The following is a 15,641-nucleotide window of genomic DNA, read 5'->3' as shown; positions in this document are numbered from 1 at the left end:
CAAGAATAATTAACGCACGTAAATAGCAAGCATTACCATTCGCACCCTTAAATTTCTTCCCCCTTTCCGGATGCGTTGTCTCCATGCCTGCCCCCTTCCGTCTTACGTCCGTCACCCTGGGCCTCTGCGCCTCGTTGAGCGGCGGTTTCACCTACGCTGCCACCACCGAACTACCCGCGACTTCCATTAGCGCTGACGCCGACGTCGACGACCCACGAGTCAAGGAAACCAGCACCGCTACGCGCACGGCCACCCCTGTGCGTTACGTTCCCCAGGCTATCGACTCGATCAAAACCGCCAACGTTTCCGACTACGGCACCAACGATTTGGGCACCGCCCTCAGCGGTATTCCCAACGTCAGCAGCGGTGCCGACACGCGCTTCGACAGCCTGCGCATCCGTGGCTTCGACGCCAGCAACGACTTCTACCTCGACGGCATCCGCGACGACAGCCAGTACGTGCGCGACCTGCACAACATCGAGCGCATCGAAGTGCTCAAGGGCCCGGCCGCCGTGCTGTATGGCCGTGGCAGCCAGGGCGGGATCGTCAACCGAGTAAGCAAGTTGCCGGAGTTCGGCCGCCGCTCGACCCTCGAGGCCCAGGGCGGCAGCGAAGACCTGCGCAGTCTGTACGCAGACCTCAGCACCGACCCCAGCGACAACCTGAGCCTGCGCCTGAACATGGGCAACATGGATGAAAACAGCTTCCGCGACGGCGTCAGCGGCAGTCGCCAATTGTTCGCGCCATCGATGAGTTGGCAACTGACGCCCGACCTGAACTGGCTGGTGCAGTACGAATACAGCCGTTACAACCGTACGCCCGATCGCGGCATTCCGGCGATCAATGGGCGCCCTGCCGACGTCGGCCGCGATACCACCTACGGCACCGATAACGATTTCATCGACGACAAATCGCAATCCCTGCGCTCCAAACTCAGCTATGACATCGCCGACAACTGGCAACTGCGCCAGACCCTTGGTGTGTTCAAGCTCAACAGCGATTTCGACAACACCTACGTCACCAACGTGAACACCGCGACTAACCAAGTGGTGCGCCAGCACTGGCAGCAGGACCTGACCACTCGCAACATCTACAACAACCTCGAACTCGAAGGCAGCTTCGACACCTACGGGTTCGAGCATCGCCTGCTCACCGGGCTGGAACTGGGCAGCCAGCGTCGCGACCCAAAACTCTACAACGCCGCCACCACGCCACCGGGCAACAGCGCCGTGCCTGGGCTGGACCTATACAACCCCAATCGCGACCTGGTGCACACCGGGCGCATGCAGGTGTTCAGCGACTCGCACACCGAGGTCGAAAGCCGCGCCATTTATGTCCAGGATCAACTGCGCCTGAATGATCAGTGGCAATTGCTCGGCGGCTTGCGTTACGACACCTTCGAGGTGGATTCGACCAATCAGCTCAAGGACATCTCCGAAAACCGCGACAGCCACAGCACCAGCCCACGGGTCGGCGTGGTCTGGACGCCGCTGCGCAACCATTCGTTCTATGCCTCCTGGAGCAAGACCTTCTCCCCGGTCGGCGGCGGGCTGATCGGCATCACCCCGGGGGTCACCACCAACGTCAACGACCTCAGTCCCGAGCTGACCAAACAGAAAGAAATCGGCGTCAAAAGCGACTGGCTCGACGACCGCTTGAGCACCACCCTGGCGGTCTACGAACTTGAGTTGTACAACCGCCGCACCAGCGATCCAAACGATCCGACCGTGACCCTGCTGACCGGCATGCAGCGCTCGCGCGGCATTGAATTGACGGCAGCCGGCAAGATCACCGGCAACTGGTACCTGCGCGGTGGCGCCGGGTTCCAGGACGCGACCGTGGAGAAAGACAACAACGGCTTTGAAGGCAAGCGCATCAGCAACGTCGCCAAACGCAACGGCAGCCTGTTCATCACCTGGAAACCGGAAATGGGCTGGTACGCCGAGACCGGCCTGACCCTGGTCGGCGACCGCTACGCCGACAACCTCAACACCACAGTACTTCCGGGTTATGGCCGCTGGGATGCGCTGGCCGGCTTCCGCCAGAAAGACTGGGACCTGCGCGCGGCGCTGAACAATATCAGCGACAAGCACTACTACGAGTCGTCGACCAGCGCCTTCCAGATCCAGCCGGGCGCGCCACGCAGCCTGGTGGTCACCGGCACCTACAGTTTCTGACCGGCGAAAAAAAAGCGCTGCCATCCGGGCAGCGCTTTACCAATCCGTTGTTGTCTATCCTTCCATCACATCCCACAGCGCCTCAAGTTCTGCCTCGCTGAACAAACCAGCGGGGTAGCGCTCGATCATCATCCTGCGCGGGTCGGGTTCCCTGACCTGTCGCGTTCCGTTGGATTTCAACCACTGCGCCAGCAATTGCAGGGATTCGCTATTGATTACAAAGGGATGCGGCGTCTGCTCGCTGACCCTGTTCATGTGCAGCGCTCTCTCCCGGTTTGTGAGCGGCCTAACTTATCCAAGGTTTATGACAGAACAACGCCGTTCTACATTCCCGAGAATCACTCTCAAATAGATACAAGAGCTATGCCAATCTCCCCAGCGGGCCGACGTGCGGCGACAAAAAAGCCCGCAACCGGTCAAGGCTGCGGGCTTGCGTGCTAGCGGGTGCCTCAGACGGGTGAACCGCCCGGATAAACGCTTGTTACAACTCCACTCAAACGGTGTGCGGCGCTGGCTGCTGTTGGGTAAGGCAATGGATGTTACCGCCACCCAGTAACAGTTCACGGCCCGGCACCATCACCACTTCGTGCTGCGGGAACAGGTTCTGCAGGATTTCCCTGGCGGGTGCATCCATCGGATCGTCGAAGCTCGGCGCGATGATGCCGCCGTTGACGATCAGGAAGTTGACGTAGGAACCGGCCAGGCGCACCGACGGATTGCGCTCCTGGGTGCCGTCCACCGGATCGACACCGGCGCACTCCTCTTCGGTGGCAAACAACGGCCCCGGAATCGGCATCTTGTGCACAATAAATGGGCGACCCTTGGCGTCGGTGCTGTTTTGCAGCACATTCATCGCCGCCTGGCAGCGCGGGTAGTTGGGGTTCTGCGCATCGTCAGTCCAGGCCAGCAGCACTTCGCCCGGGCGCACGTAGCAGCAGAAGTTATCCACATGACCGTCGGTTTCGTCATTGAACAAACCGTCCGGCAGCCAGATGATTTTATCCACAGCCAATTGCGCGCTGAGCACTGCTTCGATTTGCGCGCGGTCCATGTGCGGGTTGCGATTGCGGTTGAGCAGGCATTCTTCGGTGGTGATCAGCGTACCTTCGCCGTCGACGTGAATCGAACCACCTTCGAGCACAAAGCCCTCGGTGCGGTAGCGTGGCGCGCGTTCGATTTCGAGAATCTTGCCGGCCACCTGCGAGTCACGGTTCCACGGCGAATACAGGCCACCGTCAAAACCGCCCCAGGCATTGAAGTCCCAATCGACACCCCGGACTTCGCCGCTGTCGTTGATGACGAAGGTCGGCCCGGTATCGCGGACCCAGGCGTCGTCGCTGGACATTTCCACCAGGCGAATATTCGGTACGTCGAGGCGGGCGCGGGCATTTTCGTACTGGCCAGCGGACACGGCAACCGTCACCGGCTCGAAACGCGCAATAGCCTTGGCCACTGCGACGTGGGCCGCTTGTGCCGGCTTGCCACCCAGACGCCAGTTGTCCGGACGCTCTGGCCAGACCATCCAGGCCTGGGTTTGCGGGGCCCACTCGGCGGGCATGTGAAAGCCGTCTTCGCGCGGGGTGCTGTGTAAAGTGGTCATTGCAATCAGGACTCCAGGGAACCGTCGAGGGTTTTCAGCGGGCCGTAGAGGTTCGGGCGACGATCGCGGAACGAACCCCAGGCGCTGCGGATGTGCTCCAGCTCATCCAAATCAAAACTGTGCACCAGTATGCCTTCTTCGGTCTGATTGAGCTCTTCAACCTTCTCGCCGAACGGGTTGGCGATGAACGAGGAGCCGTAGAACGTGATGTCGTAGCCGTCCTGCTCTTCGTTGCCGATACGGTTACTGGCGATCAGCGGCATCAGGTTGGCGCCGGCATGGCCCTGCTGCACGCGCTGCCAGTGGTCACGGGAGGAGATGGTCTGGTCATGGGGCTCGCTGCCGATGGCGGTCGGGTAGAACAGGATTTCCGCGCCGAGCAGCGCCATGCTGCGGGCGCATTCGGGGAACCACTGATCCCAGCAGATACCGACGCCGATCTTCGCGTATCGGGTGTTCCAGACCTTGAAGCCGGTATCACCCGGATTGAAGTAGTACTTTTCGTGGTAGCCAGGGCCATCCGGAATATGGCTTTTCCGATAAATCCCGAGGTTGCTGCCATCGGCATCGATGATCGCGATGCTGTTGAAACGGGCGCGGCCAGCCAGCTCGTAGAAGCTGATGGGCAGTACCACCTGCAGTTCTTTGGCAACTTTCTGGAAGTGCTTGATCGCCACGTTGTCTTCGACCGAGGTCGCCAGCTGCAGGTAATCCGGGTTCGGCTTCTGGCAGAAGTACGGGCTCTCGAACAATTCCTGGATCAGGATGATCTGCGCGCCCTTGCCTGCGGCCTCGCGGACCAGCTTCTCGGCGGTCTCGATGTTGGCTTCAAGGTCCCAGGAACAGGCCATCTGGGTAGCAGCGACAGTAACGATACGACTCATGAATCATCTCCCGGGCGGGTGCAGAGGATCGAGTATGGCCTCGACCGATGACAGAAATGGGGACGTCCGGGCGTGGCAGTCCACAGCCCGGCGTCAGGCGACTTTATAACCGATAAAAATCGGCTTTAGAAGCTTACAATATTCATTTCGTCAGAAATACACAGATTTAAGCCGATATTAATCGGCTTAAATTGCCCGTGAAAAACGCCTACAACCCCTCATCCAGCACTTTGGACAGCATGTCGACGAAGAAATCCACGCTTTGGCGCGAGGTCACCATCGGCGGCTTGATCTTCAGGATGTTGAGGTAATCGCCGGTGGGCTGCATGAAAATCCCCAACTCGCGCAGGCGGTCGCAAAGCAATGTGGTTTCCTCGGTGGCCGGCTCCAACGTCTCGCGATTGCGGATCAACTCCACCCCCAGGTAAAAGCCCGAACCGTGCACCGCACCGACCAGCGGATGGCGTTCGATCAAGGCTTCCAGGCGCTCCTTGAAATAGCCACCGACGACCTGGGCGTTTTCCCACAGTTTTTCTTCGTGCATCACGTCGAGCACCGCCATACCGATCCGGCAACTGACCGGGCTGCCGCCAGCCGAGGAGAAGAAATAGCCTTCGGCTTCCAGCGCTTCGGCAATTTCCCGGCGGGTGATCACCGCGCCCAAGGGCTGGCCGTTACCCATGCCCTTGGCCATGGTGATGATGTCCGGCACCACGCCCTGCTCTTCGAAGCCCCAGAAGAACTTGCCCATGCGCCCGTAGCCAACCTGCACCTCGTCGGCGATGCAAACGCCGCCCTGGGCGCGCACCAGCCCATAGACCTGCTGCAGATAACCCGGCGGCAGTGAGATCCCGCCGGCATTGCCGTACACCGGCTCGCAGATGAACCCGGCCAACTGGCGCTTCTGCTCGGCAATTTTCGCCAGGTTGTGCTCGACGCTGCGCACGTAATCAGGCGCGCTGTCCGGGCCTCGGAATTCGCCACGATAGCTGTTGGGCGCGGTGACCGGATGCACCCAGTCCGGACGGCTGCTGAGTGCTTGCGGGTTGTCGGCAATCGAGGTCGACACCGCGTCCGCCGCCACCGACCAGCCATGGTAGGCCTCGAGCACGCTGAGCATGTCGCGGCCGCCGCTGTAGGCCCAGGCCAGGCGAATAGCCAGGTCGTTGGCCTCGGTGCCGCTGTTGACCAGGAATACTCGGTCCATCGAGTCCGGTGCCAGCGCCAGCAGACGCTCGGAGAATTCGGCAATCGCCGCGTAGTGAAACCGCGAGTTGGTGTTGAGCAGCGACCACTGGCGGCTGGCTTCGGCGGCCATGCGCGGATGACCATGACCCAGCACGGCGACGTTGTTGAGCATGTCCAGGTAGGAGCGGCCTTGCATGTCGATCAGGTGGTTGCGCCAGCCGCGTTCGATGCGCGGCGGGTCGACGTAATAGTGTTTTTGCGAACGGGCAAAACTGGCATCGCGGCGGGCCAGCAAGGTGTGCGGATCGAGCTCGGCCTCGGCATCGCAGGCCAGCCCCAACAGCGCCGCCGGTGACGGGCACAGGGCTTGCCAGGCAGGCGCTCGCGAGGGACTGCAGAACAGCGGCGGATCCAGTTCGGCGCCACGGCTCAACTGCACCCGCAGCGCACCGCGGACCTCACCCAGCACCTGGCCCTTGATCACCGCGGCACCGGCGTGCAGCGACGGATTGACGCCCCACAGGCGCACGCTCAACTGCGCGCTGTCCAGCTGCAGATGACCATCGCGGCCTAGGTGCACGATCCCGGCAAACGGCGCCTCGACCGTGGTCCCGTCGGGAACCTGCAGGTCGACATGCAGTGGGCAAGTGTCCGGCTCGACGGCGCTGTCCGGCTGCGTGCGCGACAGGCGGAACTGGCCATAGCGACTGGCCGCCAGGCCATGGACCGCCGCCGCTTCCTGCAGCAGGCGCTGATCGATCCCCTCCTGCTCCCAGTTGCCGGCTTCGAAATGCGCACTCAAGACTCCGAGGTCGATCAGTGCGAACTCACGCCCCACCAGGCTCGGCAGCAAAGGTGCGAAACCCTGGCTGGCGATCACCGGCAGCGACTCACCGACGGCCGTCAGAATGGCGGCTTCCATCAATTCGAACGGCACCGAGGTGGCGACGTGGAAAATCTCCCACTCGTGATTCAGGTTGTCGCGGCTGTACTGGTTCTGCGGATCGATGCTGACCTGCTGCTCACCGCTGAGCACCAGCACCACCGCTCGCGCCACGATCATCGGCCACAGTGCCTGCAACTCTTCGCGACGCAAGGGATTGACCGCGTGATAGGCGCGCACGGCCGGCAGGATGACCATCGGATCGCCATCAGCATGGTGCAGCAGCGCGGCGCAGGTCACTGACAGATCGGTGATGCGCCAGGTGCGGATCAGGTCGCCAAAATCGATCACCCCCTGCACCTGCCAGTGGCGCTGCTGATCACGCTTCCAGACCACGTTGTCGTCGGTGATGTCCATGTGGATCGCCTGCACCGGCAGCTTCGCCTGTAATGGCTGCAAGCGTCGCTCGGCACGCTGGGCGGCATCGGCCAGGCGGGCGCGCTGCGCTTCGTCGGCGATCACCGGCAGCAGGTGCTCGGTCAGGGCGCTGGCGTGGCGGGCGTCCCACTGCAGGGTGCGCTCGAGGCCAGGATGATCGAAGCCCGCCAAGGCGAGGTCCATTTCCCCACAGAGTTGGCCGAACCCGGCGACCACTTCGTGGCCAAGGTGGTCGAGGTGGGTCAGCGACTGGCCTTCGATGTAGTCGAGCAAACGCACATGCAGGGATTGCCCGGCCAGTTCGAGGGTCAGCAGGTCCTGGCCGTTCTTCGCGGCAATCACTCGTGGTACGTGCAGGCCGGGGTGTGCGACGAGGTGCTTGAGTGCCGCGTGCTGGGCTTCGAGCTCCAGCGCCGCGTAATCGCCCCGGCAGATTTTCAGGACGAAACGGCCCTGGTCGCTGTCGAGCCGATAGTTGAGATCCTGCTGGCTGCCCAACGATTTCAGCGTTCCGCTCAGGCCGTAGTGCTCTTGCAGCAGCTCCAGCGCCTGCTCGGCGGTGACTTGCGGACTGGCCAGACTGGCGCGATGAATCAACGTGGCGAGCAACATGACGACCCCTGGATTTTTTGTAAGGCGCCTATATCGCCACTGCTCGGGGCGATACGCAACCCCCGGCAGCGGTCAGTGATCGGGCGCCCGGCACGCCGGTGACGCGCCTGGACCTCGCGACACGCTATGATTTACAGGCTCAGACGTCCGTTGCGCGCGTGTTTCGCCGAACCAGCCTAGGCATAATGCACCCGTACCCTCAGGCGACACCCGATGCCCATGACCCCAGCCCTCCCCCGCAGACCCCGTTGGCGCAGCCTGGCGTTGCTCGCCCTGTGCCTGGCACCCTTGCTCTGGCCGCTGGAGCAACTGGCCGAGCGTTACTACCGCAGTGAACTGGCCGGGCAGAACCGCCAGACCCTGGATCTCTACGTCGCCAACCTGCTGGGCACCCTGCATCGCTATGAGGTGCTGCCACAGATCCTCGGCGACCTGCCGGCCCTGCGCGCCGTGCTCGGTGCGCCGGATGACGGCGTCACCCAGGGCAACGCCAACCGCTTCCTGAAGAACATCAGCGCCCAGACCGGCGCCGAGGTGATGTACCTGATGGACACCCGGGGCAATACCCTGGCCGCCTCCAACTGGGACAAAGCCGACAGTTTCATCGGGCGCAATTTTTCCTTCCGACCCTATTTCAGTGAAGCCATGCAAGGCCGCCTTGGGCGCTTCTTCGGTCTCGGCACCACCTCGACCAAACGCGGCTACTACTTCGCTGCTGCGGTGCGCGATGGCGAGGACATTCTTGGCGTGCTGGTGATCAAGGTCGACCTCGACCACACCGAAAGCCTGTGGGGCAAGACCCCGGAACAACTGCTGGTGACCGACCACAACGGCGTGGTCATCCTCACCTCGCGGCCCGACTGGCGTTTCCGCGCCACCCGCGAGCTGACCGCCGAAGAACGCGAGGCCATCGCCGGCGTACAGCCTTACCCGACCCTCGATCCGCGCCCGCTGCTGATCAACCGCGACGCCTGGCTGACCCAGACCCAGCAGATCGATGAGACCGGCTGGAGCGTCAGCATCCTCGCGCCACGCACGCTGATCGATCGCCCAGTGCGCAACGTCGTGGTGATCGGCGGCGCAACCTTACTGGTGCTGATGTTGCTGCTCGGGCTGCTGATGCAGCGCCGCCGGCATTACTTGCAGCGCATCGACTTTGAAGCCCGGACCCGACGCGAACTCGAAGCACGAGTGGCCGAACGCACCAGCGACCTTGAAGGCCTCAACCGCCGCCTCAAGGAAGAAGTGCTGGAACGTGAGCAGGCGCAGCAGGAGCTGGTGCGCGCCCAGGACGATCTGGTGCAGGCCGGCAAACTCTCGGCGCTCGGCACCATGTCAGCGAGCATCAGTCACGAACTGAATCAGCCACTGGCAGCGATTCGCAGCTATGCCGAGAACGCGGAAATCCTCCTCGACCATCAACGCACCGACGATGCCCGTGGCAACCTCAAGCTGATCAGCGAACTGACCGGGCGCATGGCCTCGATCATCGCCCACCTGCGCGCCTTTGCCCGGCGCGACCGCCACGCCCCGGAAAGTGTCGCCCTGCAACCGGCCCTGGACGATGCCCTGGCGCTGTTGGCCAAGCGCCGCCGGAGCATGGAAGTGGAGCTGATCCGCGACCTGCCGGCGGCCGCGTTGTGGGTCGAGGCTGGCGAAACACGCCTGCGCCAGGTGTTGGGCAATCTGCTGGCAAATGCCCTCGACGCCCTCACCGAAAAAGGTCCGCCGCGCAAACTCTGGCTGAGTGCCGAAACCACCGCTGAGGGCGTCAATCTGTACATCCGCGATAACGGCCCGGGTTTCTGCATGGAAGCCCTGGGCCGCGCCAGCGAGCCGTTTTATACCACCAAGACCCGCACCCAGGGCCTTGGCCTCGGGCTGGCCATCTGCGAAACCCTGATGCGCGCCTTCGGTGGTGAACTGTCGTTCGCCAACCACAAGGAAGGCGGCGCCTTGATTACCCTGCGGCTACGCGCTGGTGCACCCGGTGTCAGCCTGCAACCCTCCGAGGACCGCAGTGAATGAGTATCGACGAGCGGATTGAAGTCATCCTGATCGACGACGATCCCCATCTGCGCCAGGCGCTGAGCCAGACGCTCGACCTGGCCGGCTTGAAAATTCTGCCGCTGGCTCAGGCTCAGGGCCTGGCTGTGCAACTGGGTCGTGACTGGCCGGGGGTGGTGGTCAGCGACATCCGCATGCCGGGCATGGATGGCCTGGAACTGCTGGCCGAGCTGCACGCCCAGGACCCGGAATTGCCGGTATTGCTGATCACCGGACACGGTGATGTACCGCTGGCAGTACAGGCGATGCGCGCCGGTGCCTATGACTTCCTGGAAAAACCCTTCGCCAGCGATGCCTTGCTCGACAGCGTGCGCCGCGCCCTGGCCCTGCGCCGCCTGGTCCTGGAAAACCGCAGCCTGCGCCTGGCCCTGAGCGATCGCAATGAGCTGAGCACGCGACTGATCGGCCAATCGTCGGCGATGCAGCGCCTGCGTGAGCAGATCGGCGCACTGGCACCCACCAAGGCCGATGTGCTGATCCTCGGCGAAACCGGGGCTGGCAAGGAGGTGGTGGCCCGCGCCCTGCATGATCTCTCGGGCCGACGCAACGGCCCTTTCGTCGCGATCAATGCTGGTGCGCTGGCCGAGTCAGTGGTCGAGAGTGAGCTGTTCGGCCATGAGCCGGGCGCCTTCACCGGCGCGCAAAAGCGCCGCATCGGCAAGTTCGAATTCGCCAATGGCGGCACGCTATTTCTCGATGAAATCGAAAGCATGAGCCTGGATGTGCAGGTCAAGCTGCTGCGCTTGCTGCAGGAGCGGGTGGTCGAACGCCTGGGGGGCAATCAACTGATCCCGCTGGATATCCGCATCATCGCCGCGACCAAGGAAGACCTGCGCCAATCCGCCGATCAGGGACGTTTTCGCGCCGACTTGTACTACCGCCTGAACGTCGCGCCATTGCGCATTCCCCCTCTGCGTGAGCGCGGTGAGGATGCACTGGTGATGTTCCAGCACTTTGCCAATGAAGCCAGCGAACGCCACGGCCTGGCGCCCCACGAACTGCTGCCGGGACAGCGTGCCTTGTTGTTGCGCCACCCATGGCCGGGCAACGTGCGCGAACTGCAAAACGCCGCCGAGCGCTTTGCTCTGGGCCTGGAACTGGCGCTGGATTCGAATGCCGTCGATGGCAGCCCGGCGCCGCAACAGCAGATAACGAGCGGCAACCTCAGCGAACAGGTGGAAAGCTTCGAGAGGAACCTGATCGCCGCCGAACTGGCGCGCTCCCACAGTTCACTGCGCAGCGTCGCGGAGGCCCTGGGGGTGCCGCGCAAGACCCTGCATGACAAACTGCGCAAGCACGGCCTGAACTTTGCCGATGCCGCCCAGCACCACGCCGACGAACTCGACTGAGCCGTGCCGATCAATCTTTTGCTTGAGGCCCCTGCATGAACCGCGACAGCCGTTACCTGGAATCGATCCTGCACCACGACATCCCCCTGACCCGGGAGATGGGCCTCACGGTGCTCGACTGGCAGGACCAGCAACTGCGCCTGCACCTGCCGCTGGCGGCCAACGTCAATCACAAGAGCACCATGTTCGGCGGCAGCCTGTATTGCGGCGCGGTATTGGCGGGCTGGGGCTGGCTGCATCTGCGCCTGCGTGAAGCCGGCATCGAGGACGGCCATATCGTGATTCAGGAAGGCCAGATCAACTACCCGCTGCCGGTCACCGGCGACGCGATTGCCCTGTGCGATGCACCCGATGCGACGGTCTGGAAGAAATTTCTGACGATGTACCAACGCTACGGCCGAGCCCGCCTGACCCTGCAGACGCGGATCGTCAACGCTGGCAGCGATGAATCAGCAGTAACCTTCAGCGGGCAGTATGTGTTGCACCGCTGATAGCCAACCTTCTCTCCTCTGGAAACTGGCTGCCAGCCATGAGATGCGGTGTGGCTGATTGCCTCATCGCGAGCAGCAGAACGCCGCCGGGGCTGCTCCTGGTAGGTTTTGTGGAATGCCGTACACGACGCAGACCTGGAGCTGGCTTGCCAGCGAATCGCCACACCAGGGCGCATCAGGCAAGCCGGCTCCTACAGGTTTGATGAGCGACTTTGAAATCTCAGGCCCGCGCCAGTTCCAGCAGCTTTTCGCGCCACACCGCCTGCGCCGGCAAGGCCAGGAAAAAGGCATTGAGCAACGACTCTCGCGGTGGATAGCTGAACGGAGCGCCGCTCAACTCCAGCACCTCGCCACCCGCGCCTTCGAGCACACCTTGGGCTGCGGCGGTATCCCACTGGGACGTCGGCGCCAACCGCGGATAACAATCCGCAGCACCTTCGGCCAGCAGGCAGAACTTCAACGAGCTGCCGATGTTCGCCAGCTGCAACTCACCCAGGCTGGCACTCAAGCCCGCCAGCAAGCGCTCTTGTTCCGGGCTGGAATGGCGGCGGCTGGCAACCACGGTGAATGCCTCTCCTGCTGGCGGTGTTTCGCGGGCCTGGATCGGCAACGGTACAGCGTCTTTGTCAGCGCGCCAGGCGCCGAGCCCGGCACCGCCGAAATAGCAGCGACCGTTGGTGGGCATCGACACCACGCCGAACACTACTCGCCCGTTTTCGATCAGGGCGATGTTGACGGTGAACTCTTCACTGCCAGCGATGAATTCCTTGGTGCCGTCCAGCGGGTCCACCAGCCACCAACGCTGCCAGCCGGCACGCACGGCTTGGGGAATGTTGGCGTCCTCTTCCGAGAGCACCGGGATACTCGGATCCAGCGCCGTCAAACCGGCGACAATCAGGTGGTGCGCCGCCAGGTCCGCAGCGGTCACTGGAGAATCGTCGGCCTTGGTCAGCACATCGGTACCGCTGCGCCAGAACGGCAGGATTGCCTCACCCGCCTGCAGGGCCAACTCGATCACCGGCGCCATCAATGGATGGGGAAAATTCATGGCTGGAAGGCTCCACGCTGGGTCAGCAGGTCACGGGCCAGATAGAGTGCCGCCAGGGCGCGCCCTTCGGTGAATTGCGGGTTCTGCGCCAGCGCCGCCAGCTCGCGCAGATTGACCCGATCAACGCGCATCGGCTCCGGCTCGTCGCCTTCGAGGCGTTCTTCGTAAAGATCGGTGGCCAGCACCACCTGGATCTTCTGGCTCATATAGCCCGGCGACAGCGACAACTCGGTCAAGTGCTCAAGTTGCCGGGCGCCAAACCCGGCTTCTTCCTTGAGCTCGCGCTCGGCGGCGGCCAACACGTCTTCGCCGGGCTCGATCAAGCCCTTGGGCAATGACATTTCATAGGCATCAGTGCCGCCGCAATACTCCTCGACCAGCACCGCGTGGTCTGCATCGAGCATTGCCACGATCATCACTGCGCCATAGCCAGCGCCCTTGCCAACCAAACGCTCATAGGTACGCTCGACGCCATTGGAGAAACGCAGCTGGACCGCTTCAACGCAAAACAGACGGCTGGTGGCGACGATTTCGCGGGCGAGGACTTCGGGTTTCTGGCGCATGGCGGCTCCTTGACGTGAACGGGTTACTATACCCGGCCTGTCCTGATTGTTTATGTCGGATATTTGTTTACCGCTGGAGAAGTCCGCGATGCCCACACTGCCCTGGCGCGACATCGATACCGTTCTGCTGGATATGGACGGCACCCTGCTTGATCTGCACTACGACAACCATTTCTGGATGGAACACCTGCCCCAGCGCTACGCCGAACTGCATGGCATCAGCCGGGCGATGGCCGAGCTGGAAATGCAGCCGCTGTTCGAGCGCAACGCTGGCCAATTGAAATGGTATTGCCTGGATTTCTGGAGCAGCGAACTGAAACTGCCGGTGCGCGAGCTGAAGCTGGAAACCGCGCACCTGATCGCCATGCGCCCGGACGCCGATACCTTTCTGGCGGCGATCAAACAGGCTGGCAAGCGGGTGATCCTGATCACCAACGCGCACCGCGATTCGCTGTCGCTGAAACTGGAAAGAATTGAACTGGCACCGTACTTCGAGCGGCTGATCAGCTCCCACGACTACGGTTTCCCCAAGGAAAACCGGCAATTCTGGGACGCACTGCAGGCTGATATCGGCTTTGACCCGAGCCGCAGCCTATTCATCGACGACACCCTGCCGATTCTGCGCAGTGCGCGGGATTTTGGTGTTGGGCACTTACTCGCGGTCAGCGTGCCGGACAGCCGCAAGGCACCCAAGGACACGGCCGAGTTTGCGGCGGCGGGGGATTATCGGCAGTTGATCGAAGGGCTCTAGCGACAGCACTCCCACAGAGCGATGGGCACTCTGTGGGAGACGCTGGATGGGTTAGTCAGGAATACGCAGAGTCTGTCCTGGATAGATCTTGTTCACGTCCTTGAGCATGGGTTTGTTGGCTTCAAAAATCTTGTTGTAGTGGTTGGCGTTGCCATACACCGCCAGGGAAATCGCGCTCAGGGTATCGCCCTTCTTCACCACCACAAATCGCGCCGCGGCAACCACCGGCCCGGTCACGGTGATCTGATCGTCGACACTGCCCACACCCTCGATATTGCCCACCGCCAGGAGGATTTTCTCTTTCTCTTCCTGACTGGCGACTTCGCCGGTCACAGTGACCTTGTCACCCTCTACCGTGGCCTGCACGTTGGGATTGCCCAGGCCGACCTTGCTGATGTGTTCCTTCAACTGCTCGCTCGCATTGGCGTTACCCGGTGTCAGCAGATCCAGCAGTTTTTCGCCTGCTTCTTTGACAAAGCTCAAAAGACTCATGGTGCACTCTCCTTGGGTTTCATTGGTCCGGTCGCGAAAGCCTAGACCAACTCTACGTCGTGCGGCTGCCAACCGACCAATGACGCAGGTCAAGCCAGCCGCTAGAATCCGCTCTCCAGCGCGCCGAGGACCGAAGATGGACATCAAACAACTGAAATTCCTCATCGCCCTCGACGAGACCCGGCATTTCGGCCAGGCCGCCGCGCGCTGCCACATCACTCAGCCGACTCTGTCGATGCGCTTGCGCAACCTCGAAGAAGAACTCGACCTGCCGCTGGTCAATCGCGGCCAGCGCTTCGAGGGCTTTACCGCCCCGGGCGAACGGGTTCTGGCGTGGGCGCGCACGGTACTGGCGGCGTGTGATGGCTTGCAGGCCGAAGCCGCCGCCTGTCGCGGCAACCTGGTCGGCACCCTGCGCCTGGGCGTGGTGCCGCTGTCGAGCTTCGACCCTGTGCCGCTGATGCAACAGCTGCATGCCGAGCACCCCAACCTGCGCTTTGAATTGTCGGCACTGAGCTCCGAGCAGATCCTCGAACAACTGGCGAACAACCGCCTCGATCTCGGGGTGTCCTACCTGGAGCGCCTGGACGGTGAACGCTTCGACTCTCTGGCCTTCAGCGAAACCCATATGGGCTTGCTCTATGACCAGCGTTTTTTCAGCTTCGGCGACACCCCCTTGAGCTGGGAGGCACTGATCGAATTGCCACTGGGCATGCTCACCAGCGGCATGCACTTTCGCCAGTCCATTGACCACAATTTCCACAGTCGCGGTTTGAGTCCGCAACCGCTGCTGCAAACCGACGCGGTCCATCAACTGTTGCAGGCGGTGCACGGCGGCCTCTGCTGCGCCGTCATGCCGCTGACCGGCGGCCTGGAGTCCTTGACCGAGCACCTGCGCCTGCAACCCATCGAAAACGCACAAACCCTTAGCCGACTGGGCCTGATCATGCGGCGCAGCGCCCCTCGCTCGGCATTGGCCGAGGCCTGTTTCGCCTTTTACCAACGATCAATGGCAAGCTCTTGATCGACGCCATCTATCGGTAGATCAGTAATAGCAATTAGACGCGACACTTTGTCGCGCATAGGCTGGAAGCTGGA

General features: G+C 62.4%; 13 protein-coding genes. 6 read left to right on the top strand and 7 right to left on the bottom strand.

All coding sequences use genetic code 11. From position 1 onward, the window contains the following. Positions 1-83: 83 nt before the first annotated feature. Positions 84-2,177, top strand: a complete 2,094-nt coding sequence (locus tag KW062_RS02085; RefSeq protein WP_105754098.1) for a TonB-dependent receptor — start codon at positions 84-86, stop codon at positions 2,175-2,177. Positions 2,178-2,231: 54 nt separating this feature from the next. Here the strand turns inward: KW062_RS02085 and KW062_RS02080 are convergent, their stop codons facing one another. The 4 genes from KW062_RS02080 to KW062_RS02065 form a co-directional block, all read right to left on the bottom strand. Beyond that, entirely contained in the window at positions 2,232-2,432 is a 201-nt protein-coding gene (locus KW062_RS02080) for a hypothetical protein (protein ID WP_105754099.1), read from the bottom strand. Between the two features lie 238 nt (positions 2,433-2,670). Next, positions 2,671-3,777: an agmatine deiminase gene (gene aguA / locus KW062_RS02075; protein ID WP_027617287.1), complete on the bottom strand. Its 1,107-nt coding sequence runs from the start codon at positions 3,775-3,777 to the stop codon at positions 2,671-2,673. 5 nt (positions 3,778-3,782) lie between these two features. Further along, positions 3,783-4,661: an N-carbamoylputrescine amidase gene (gene aguB / locus KW062_RS02070; RefSeq protein ID WP_027617286.1), complete on the bottom strand. Its 879-nt coding sequence runs from the start codon at positions 4,659-4,661 to the stop codon at positions 3,783-3,785. Between the two features lie 208 nt (positions 4,662-4,869). Further along, entirely contained in the window at positions 4,870-7,782 is a 2,913-nt protein-coding gene (locus KW062_RS02065) for an aminotransferase (RefSeq protein ID WP_105754100.1), read from the bottom strand. Between the two features lie 219 nt (positions 7,783-8,001). On the opposite strand from KW062_RS02065, the gene KW062_RS02060 reads away from it, so the two are divergent. From KW062_RS02060 to KW062_RS02050, 3 genes are read left to right on the top strand one after another with little or no spacing between them, the layout of a single operon-like run. Further along, complete coding sequence (locus KW062_RS02060; protein ID WP_027617284.1) at positions 8,002-9,810, top strand: sensor histidine kinase; 1,809 nt, start codon at positions 8,002-8,004, stop codon at positions 9,808-9,810. Next, a complete protein-coding gene (locus tag KW062_RS02055) occupies positions 9,807-11,198 on the top strand; it encodes a sigma-54-dependent transcriptional regulator (protein ID WP_105754101.1) in 1,392 nt (463 codons plus the stop codon). Before KW062_RS02060 ends, KW062_RS02055 begins: the two co-directional genes overlap by 4 nt. A gap of 35 nt (positions 11,199-11,233) precedes the next feature. Continuing rightward, positions 11,234-11,689 carry a YiiD C-terminal domain-containing protein gene (locus KW062_RS02050; protein ID WP_105754102.1) on the top strand — a complete coding sequence of 152 codons (456 nt, stop codon included), beginning with the start codon at positions 11,234-11,236 and terminating at the stop codon, positions 11,687-11,689. Positions 11,690-11,909: 220 nt separating this feature from the next. Here the strand turns inward: KW062_RS02050 and cysQ are convergent, their stop codons facing one another. Together cysQ and nudE are read right to left on the bottom strand one after the other, a co-directional pair. Continuing rightward, positions 11,910-12,737 (bottom strand): 3'(2'),5'-bisphosphate nucleotidase CysQ, encoded by an 828-nt coding sequence (cysQ, locus tag KW062_RS02045; RefSeq protein ID WP_105754103.1) that lies wholly within the window; start codon positions 12,735-12,737, stop codon positions 11,910-11,912. Continuing rightward, positions 12,734-13,300 (bottom strand): ADP compounds hydrolase NudE, encoded by a 567-nt coding sequence (gene nudE, locus KW062_RS02040; RefSeq protein WP_027617280.1) that lies wholly within the window; start codon positions 13,298-13,300, stop codon positions 12,734-12,736. Before nudE ends, cysQ begins: the two co-directional genes overlap by 4 nt. An 88-nt stretch (positions 13,301-13,388) precedes the next feature. Between nudE and yrfG the strand changes: the two genes are divergently transcribed. Continuing rightward, positions 13,389-14,051 (top strand): GMP/IMP nucleotidase, encoded by a 663-nt coding sequence (gene yrfG / locus KW062_RS02035; protein ID WP_105754104.1) that lies wholly within the window; start codon positions 13,389-13,391, stop codon positions 14,049-14,051. 51 nt (positions 14,052-14,102) lie between these two features. Here the strand turns inward: yrfG and lysM are convergent, their stop codons facing one another. Continuing rightward, positions 14,103-14,543, bottom strand: a complete 441-nt coding sequence (lysM, locus tag KW062_RS02030; RefSeq protein WP_027617278.1) for a peptidoglycan-binding protein LysM — start codon at positions 14,541-14,543, stop codon at positions 14,103-14,105. Positions 14,544-14,679: 136 nt separating this feature from the next. On the opposite strand from lysM, the gene KW062_RS02025 reads away from it, so the two are divergent. Beyond that, positions 14,680-15,567: a LysR family transcriptional regulator gene (locus KW062_RS02025; RefSeq protein WP_027617277.1), complete on the top strand. Its 888-nt coding sequence runs from the start codon at positions 14,680-14,682 to the stop codon at positions 15,565-15,567. Positions 15,568-15,641 lie beyond the last annotated feature (74 nt).

Origin of the sequence: Pseudomonas fluorescens (assembly GCF_019212185.1) — a bacterium.
In the GTDB taxonomy this organism is placed as follows: domain Bacteria; phylum Pseudomonadota; class Gammaproteobacteria; order Pseudomonadales; family Pseudomonadaceae; genus Aquipseudomonas.
This window is presented reverse-complemented; position numbering and strand designations above follow the sequence as displayed.